Source organism: Pseudomonas sp. FW507-12TSA, assembly GCF_058781435.1.
The window spans coordinates 83,356-90,340 of the sequence record NZ_JBYSWT010000032.1 but is presented as its reverse complement, the minus strand read 5'-3'; the positions used below and the strand labels follow the sequence as shown (position 1 = coordinate 90,340).

The 6,985-nt window shown below is 65.5% G+C and carries 5 protein-coding genes; 2 read left to right on the top strand and 3 right to left on the bottom strand.

What is annotated here, in order from left to right; translation table 11 throughout:
- Both AC3WK8_RS25840 and AC3WK8_RS25835 read right to left on the bottom strand, forming a co-directional pair.
- Positions 1-474, bottom strand: a 474-nt coding sequence (locus tag AC3WK8_RS25840) for an ATP phosphoribosyltransferase regulatory subunit (protein ID WP_103326734.1), incomplete at its 3' end; no start/stop codon positions are given.
- Positions 475-781: 307 nt separating this feature from the next.
- Complete coding sequence (locus AC3WK8_RS25835; RefSeq protein ID WP_085600035.1) at positions 782-1,870, bottom strand: DUF1615 domain-containing protein; 1,089 nt, start codon at positions 1,868-1,870, stop codon at positions 782-784.
- A gap of 258 nt (positions 1,871-2,128) precedes the next feature.
- Between AC3WK8_RS25835 and AC3WK8_RS25830 the strand changes: the two genes are divergently transcribed.
- On the top strand, positions 2,129-2,743 hold the full coding sequence (locus AC3WK8_RS25830) for a LysE family translocator (protein WP_103326724.1): 615 nt from the start codon (positions 2,129-2,131) through the stop codon (positions 2,741-2,743).
- A gap of 55 nt (positions 2,744-2,798) precedes the next feature.
- Positions 2,799-4,349 carry an FAD-dependent monooxygenase gene (locus tag AC3WK8_RS25825; RefSeq protein ID WP_103326722.1) on the top strand — a complete coding sequence of 517 codons (1,551 nt, stop codon included), beginning with the start codon at positions 2,799-2,801 and terminating at the stop codon, positions 4,347-4,349.
- Between the two features lie 66 nt (positions 4,350-4,415).
- Here the strand turns inward: AC3WK8_RS25825 and AC3WK8_RS25820 are convergent, their stop codons facing one another.
- Positions 4,416-6,890 carry a TonB-dependent siderophore receptor gene (locus AC3WK8_RS25820; protein ID WP_103326720.1) on the bottom strand — a complete coding sequence of 825 codons (2,475 nt, stop codon included), beginning with the start codon at positions 6,888-6,890 and terminating at the stop codon, positions 4,416-4,418.
- Positions 6,891-6,985: the final 95 nt, after the last annotated feature.

The window sequence follows — 6,985 nt, the reverse complement described above, 5'->3', positions numbered from 1 at the left end:
CGCCCCCACCACTTGCTGCTGCGCCCCCAGGCGCCGGCAACGCACCTCGAAACCCTCGCCATCCAGGTAATAGGTCAGGCCACGCTTGACCCCCAGGTTGAGCTCATAGTCCAGCGCCAAGGCATCCAGGAAGCCGGTGCACAACTGCTGCGCCTGCAGCAGTGCCTGGCGTGGATCGGGCCCGAGGATCTCCAGTCCCAGCTGGGTGAATTCACGGTAGCGCCCGGCCTGGGGCTTCTCGTAGCGATAGCAACGGGCAACGTAGAAGAACATTGCCTGCCTCCGTCCCGCCAGCAGCTGGCCAGCGGTTTCCTGGAACAGCGCGGTGGCTTCCGGGATCAGGCAGCACGGGCGTCCGGCCTTGTCGGCGAAGGCCCACATCTGGCCGATGACTTCACTGCCACCGGCCTTCTCGATGAAGGTGTCCTGGCCCCACAAGGCCGGGACTATGACCTCTTCAGCACCCGCTTCGATGAAGCCAGCTCCGGAACCGGCCCTCCAGGATGCGCAGGTTGGCGGCTTGTTCGCCGGTGATCATTCGCGTGCCACGGAGCATGGTCATGGGTAGTTCCTCAGGTTTTTTACAGACAATAAAAAAGGCGCCTTGCAGGGCGCCTTGGTGGTGAATCGAGGGTCAGTGGCGAGGGATGCGCATCACTGACGGCTCGACGCGCATACGCGACCACGGCCCCTGGAATGAGGTCGATGGTGATGGGTGCGCTTGCCGAGCCGGAAAAAATTCATGGCGCATCCTGGCATAGCGGATGCGCCGATGCCAAGCCTACTGACGCGCCATGCAACGCTGATAGCGCTCGTCCACCCGCTTGGCGAACCAGGCGGTGGTCAGCTGGCGCGTGATCTTCGGGCTCTTGAGCTCGATGCCCGGGAGTATCTGCCGCGGCACGCCCTTGCCCTTGGCCTGGTCGGCCAGGGCGAACACCTTTCGGTACAGCGCGGTTTGCTCGAACTGCGCGCTGTCGCCCTGCTCCAGCTGGTCGCGAATCACCGGGTTGCGCAGCCCCAACTGCTTGCCCAGGGTGCGTACTGCCAGCTCGGTGCTGCCGGGCAGGATCGAGTCGTAGCGGATCAGGTCGCCATCGAGCGCCAGGCGAATCCCGCTGAGCTGGCTCACTGCGGCCTGGAACGCGGCATTGCGACTGGCGTACCAGCCAGCGTTGAAGTCGGCGAAGCGATACAGCGGCTGCGGATAGCTCACCGGATAACCCAGCAGGTGGGCGATGCCGAAGTACAGGCCACCGCGACGACTGAAGACCTCATGGCGGATCGAGTCCCGGGGTGAATAGGGATAGCCCTGGGCATGTTTCTCGGCAAAGGCGATGCTGACCTGCATCGGCCCGCCGGTGTGCACCGGGTTGAAACCACCGAACAGGGTCTGCCCCATGGGCACCTGGCCGATGAAGTCATCGAAGATCGCGCTCAGCTCCTTTTCGGTACGGGCCTTGGCCAGGCGCTGGCTGTAGGACTGGCCATCGCCGGAGCGCACCTGCAACGCGGCGCTGACCAGCATCGCCGGCACATGCACCTTGGCCGCGCGACGATCGACTTCATCCCGGGCAATGCGCCCCAGGCCCGGCACCGCCGGATCGACCTGGAAACCGGACTCCTGCTCGGCCACCGCCAGCACCGCGCACAGGTTGCCGGGACTGGGCTCGAGCCCCTGGGCGCTGAATGCCACCTGGATATCCCGGGCCCAGCCCTGGCGATCGTTCACCTGGGCGGGCAACAGTCGCAGGATGCGCGCCTGGACCTGCTCGGCAGGTATCTGGGGCGAGCGGGAACCGGGCTGGCTGGCACAACCGGCCAACAACAGCAGGCCCAGGAAACTGCCGACAAGGCGATGTGAAATCATGGTTCTCCAAGGAAAGTCGGGACCCGGTCCCATGCAAGTAAAGCAACGAACGCGAGCTTCGACCGAAGAGCTGTAGCGCCGTTCCCCTGCCCCGCTGTGATCGGCTTCGTATAGCCGCTACTGCAGGCTCGGCAGCGGTTACAGATCCGCTCAAATCGCCGGCAACAAGAACAGGGCCGACTAGAATCCATCTACTGCACATCCCCGCCTGGGTGTATGTTCGACGACTCCCCCGCCTTGCCAAGGAGTTCTGCCCGGATGTTGAACCTGGATTTCTTGATCACCAGCCTGATCGTCGTGCTGATCCCCGGCAGCGGCGTGATCCTCACCATTTCCACGGCCCTGCTGGTCGGCAAGCGCGCCAGCCTGTTCACCGCCATCGGCTGCACCGGCGGGATAGTCCCGCACCTGCTGGCCTCGATCCTCGGCCTGTCGGCGATCCTGCACACCAGCGCCTTGGCTTTCCAGGGCCTGAAGTTCGCCGGGGTCGCCTACCTGCTGTACCTGGCCTACGCCACCTGGCGCGATCGCTCGGCCTTCGCCGTCGATAGCAACGCGGTCAGCCAGGGCGCCGGCGCGCTGATGCTCAGGGCCTGCCTGCTGAACATCCTCAACCCCAAGCTGACGATCTTCTTCCTCGCCTTCCTGCCGCAGTTCATCAACCACGACGGCAGCGACCCGATCCCGCAGATGCTGCTCTTGAGCGGCGTGTTCATGGCCATGACCTTCTTGGTGTTCGTGCTCTACGGCCTGCTGGCCAACCTGTTCCGCACCGCGGTGATCGAGTCGCCCAAGGTCCAGGACTGGCTGCGCCGCAGCTTCGCCGCCAGCTTTGCCGGCCTGGGGCTGAACCTGGCCTTCGCCCAGCGCTGAACCCGTGGCAAAGCGCCAGGCCCATGACATTGACTTCCTTGCCGAGGATCCAGACATGAACTGCAGCGACGTACTGATCAGCGGCGCCGGCCCCACCGGCCTGGTCCTGGCGCTCTGGTTGCGCCAGCAAAGGGTCAAGGTGCGGATCATCGACAAGACCCACGGCCCGGGCACCACGTCCCGGGCCCTGGCGGTGCAGGCCCGGACCCTGGAGCTGTATCGCCAGCTGGGCCTGACCCAGGCCATCGTCGAGCGTGGCTACCACGTGCCGGCGGTGAACCTCTGGGTCAAGGGCGAGCGGGCCGCGCAGTTGCCGTTCAATGCCATCGGCGGCGACCTGACGCCCTACCCCTTCCTGCAGATCTTCCCCCAGGACGAACACGAGCAACTGCTGATCGAGCGCCTGGCCCTGCTGGGCACCCAGGTCGAGCGCGACACCGAACTGCTGGCCTTCACCGACCACGGCCACCTGGTCAACGCCCGGCTGCGCGGCCCCGACGGCCGCGAAGAACACTGCCAGGCGTTCTACCTGGCCGGTTGCGACGGTGCCCACTCCGTCGTGCGCAAGACCCTGGGCAGCGCCTTCCCCGGCGGCACCTACCAGCAGGTGTTCTACGTCGCCGATGTCGAGGCCGGCGGCCCGAGCCTCGATGGCCAGTTGCATGTGGACCTGGACGATGCCGACTTCCTTGCGGTGTTTCCCCTGGCCCAGAGTGGCCGGGCGCGACTGATCGGCACCGTGCGCGACGAACGCGCCGAGCACCCGGAGCACCTGCGCTTCGAGGATGTCAGCCAGCGCGCCATGCACCAGCTCAAGGTGGAGGTCGGCCAGGTCAACTGGTTCTCCAGCTACCGGGTGCACCATCGGGTGGCCGAGCAATTCCGCTGCGGCCGGGCGTTCCTGCTCGGCGACGCGGCGCACCTGCACAGCCCCGCTGGCGGCCAGGGCATGAACACCGGGATTGGCGACGCGATCAACCTGGCCTGGAAGCTGGCCGCGGTACTCAAGGGCCAGGCCAGCGAGAGCTTGCTGGACAGCTACGGCATCGAGCGCATGGAGTTCGCCCGGCGCCTGGTGGCCACCACCGACCGGGTGTTCAGCTTCGCCACCGCCGATGGGCCGATCGCCCAGCTGGTGCGGACCCGCCTGGCGCCCCTGCTACTGCCGAAGATCGCCGCCGTGGAGCGGGCCCGGGAGTTCCTGTTTCGCACCGTGTCGCAGATCACCCTGAACTACCGCGGCATGCCCCTGAGCGCCGGCGGCGTCGGCCCGGTCCACGGCGGCGATCGCCTGCCCTGGGTCAGGACCGAGGGGCAAGACAATTTCGACAGCCTGGAGTACCTGGGCTGGCAGGTGCATGTGTATGGCGAGGCGAATGAGGATTTGCGCGACTGGTGCCAGGCCCGGGGTGTCCCATTGTCGAGCTTCGACTGGCTGCCGGCCCATGCCGAGGCCGGGCTGGTGCGCAACGCCCTGTACCTGCTGCGCCCCGACACCTACGTCGCGCTAGCGGAGCGTTCGGCCGACCCGCAGGTGCTGGAGCGGTATTTCCGTGAACAGCAGATATCCCCACAGCCCGCCACGGCGTTGCCCAGGACGCCGTGAGACTTGCCCCGCTCCATCGGTATTGGCAAGGCGGTTCCGGCATCAGCCAGCCCCGCCTCACGGGCCTTAGAAGTCGGCCTTGACCGACAGGGTGAAGTTGCGCGGATCACCATAGAAGTTGCCGAAGTTTTCGGTACCGATGGTGGTGTAGTAGCGCTTGTCCAACAGGTTGTTGCCGTTCAGCGCCAGGGACCAGGTGTCGTCGATGCGGTAGCCGATCCGCCCGTTCCAGATGGCATAACCGGCCTGGCTGATGTGCTTGCCGCTGGCAGGCGAGACGCGGAAGTTGTCGCTCTGGGCATTGACCCCGGCCCCCAAGGTAAAGCGCTCCAGAGCACCTCCCAGCTGGTAGTCGCCCCAGACGCGCAACAGGTGCCGCGGTACATAGGAGTTGAATGGCTGGCCGTTGTTGTTGCGGTCGGCGTCCTCCAGGGTCTTGGTCTGGGTATAGGTGTAGCCGGCCAGCACCTGCAGGCGCTCGATCACCTCGCCACTGACTTCGGCTTCAAAGCCCTGGGCGCGGACCTTGCCCGAGTTCATCGAACACGTACTGTCGGGGCATGCCGGGTCGTCCTGCTGGGCATCCTGCTGGATCGTGCGGAACAGGCTGAAGGCGCTGTTCAGGCGGCCATCGAACCACTCGCCCTTGATCCCTGCTTCGTAGCTCTTGCCCACCAGCGGCTTGAGGGTGGTGCCATCCAGGGTCCGGTAGTTGCCCTGGGGGGTGAAGATGCTGGAATAGCTGGCATACAGCGTCAGGTTGTCGTTGAGGTCATACAAGATCCCGGCGAACGGGGTGACCTCGCCGGTTTCCTTGGAACGGGCACTGCTGGGCGTACGGGTTTCGCGCCAGTAGGCCACGGCATCGTTCTGCGACTTGTACCAGCTGACCCGGCTGCCCATCACCAGGGTCAGCGGGTCGGCCAGTTTCAGGCGCAGGGTGGAATACAGCCCTTGCTGCTGGATCCGTATATCGGAGGGGCCGCCCCGGCTGGAGTTGGCCTGGTAGTAGCTGTCATCGGGCTTGGGCAGGTGGTGATCGGGGTCCAGCACATTCTGCCGTTGCGGCAAGCTGGCCACGGCGAAGAAGTCGTCCTTGATCGAGCGGCTGGCATTGGCCCCGACAGTCAGTTCGTGCTCCTGGCCAAAGGCCTGGAAGCGCCCGTCGACATAGGCATCGAAGCCATAGTCCACCTGGTCGTAGTCAAAGGTGCTGGCCAGCATCAGGGTATTGGAGCGGCTGGCGCCCACCGGCACCGAGCCGCTGGGGAACGCGTACTCGATGTCCTGGGTGTTGCGGCTGTAGACCCCGGCCACCTTCAGCGCCCAGTCATCGTTGAGCTGCTGCCGGAGGTCGGCGAAATAGGTCGCGCGCTTGCTGCGCGAGTTGTTCCAGGCGGCGTTCAGGCAAGTCGAACGGCCGAGCTTGAGATCGCTGCCATCGCTGTAGCGCGGCAGGCCGCCCCAGCATGGGCGCGAATCGACGTCTTCATAGGCCATGCCCAGGCCCAGGGTGGTGTCGTCACCAAGATCGAAATCCAGGGCGCCGTAGTAGACCTGGTCCTTGCGCTCGCCCAGGTCATAGAAGTACTGCCGGGTCTGCTGGGTGACCACCGCCCGGCCACGGACCGTGCCGGCATCGTTCAACGGCCCGCCGGTGTCCACCTGGGCCCGATAGTTTTCCCAACTGCCGGCGGACATCGCAAGCTCGGTGTGCGGCGTGGCCTGGCCACGCTTGCGCACGAAGTTCACCGAGCCTGCGGTACCGCCCGCGCCCTTGAGCATGCCGGCGGCGCCACGCAGGATCTCCACCCGATCATAAAAGGCCATGTCGCTGCTGAAGCTGTCGGCCTGCACGTAGCTGCTGCCCATGTCCAGGGGCACGCCGTCGTACTGGTACTGGCCGGTCATGCGAAAGCCCCGGGAGTAGAAGTACTTGCCGCCCATGGGCGAGTCGTAGAGGGTGATGCCCGGGGTTTTCTCCATCACCTGGTCGATGGTGTTGAGGTTCTGGTCATCGAGCATCTTGCGGGTAATCACGGTCACCGACTGCGGGGTTTCCTTGAGCGAGTGCTGGCCCTTGCCGATGGTCACCGCGCCCGTGGTGTAGGAGCCGGAGTATTCGGTGGTCGCCCCCAGCTCCTGGCCCTGGACCTGGGTGGTGCCCAACTGCAGGGCGCCGCTGCCCTGGGGTACGGGGCGCAAGACATAGCTGCCGTTGCTCTGGGGTTCGGACTGCCAGCCACTGCCGGCAAGGATCCGCGCAAAACCTTCCTGCACGCCATAGTCGCCCTGCAGGCCGGCTGAGCGCAGGCCAGCGGTCTGCCGGGCATCGAAGGAAATGGCCGCCCCCGCGGCGCTGGCATAACGGCTCAACACCTCGGTGAGCTCGCCAGCGGCGATATCGAAGTGGCGAACTCGCGTCTGCTCGCTGGCAGCCACCGCCATTGCCGGTACCAGCACCATGGCGTGGGCCGTCAGCGCCCCCCACAACCCGATCCTGACCGCCAGCACCCGCTTGGACTTGTGTACATCAGACATGCTTTGCCATCCCCCAATCCTGAAAATGAATCCACTGGGGGATGAGCCGGACCAGGCCCGACAATAGTGCAAACGCGAACAATTATTTTTCACGC

Excerpts from the sequence above, each read along its gene's own strand:
- AC3WK8_RS25825 (WP_103326722.1), top strand. The coding sequence starts at position 2,799 with ATGAACTGCAGCGACGTACTGATCAGCGGCGCCGGCCCCACCGGCCTG.
- AC3WK8_RS25820 (WP_103326720.1), bottom strand. The coding sequence starts at position 6,890 with ATGTCTGATGTACACAAGTCCAAGCGGGTGCTGGCGGTCAGGATCGGG.
- AC3WK8_RS25835 (WP_085600035.1), bottom strand. The coding sequence starts at position 1,870 with ATGATTTCACATCGCCTTGTCGGCAGTTTCCTGGGCCTGCTGTTGTTG.
- AC3WK8_RS25830 (WP_103326724.1), top strand. The coding sequence starts at position 2,129 with ATGTTGAACCTGGATTTCTTGATCACCAGCCTGATCGTCGTGCTGATC.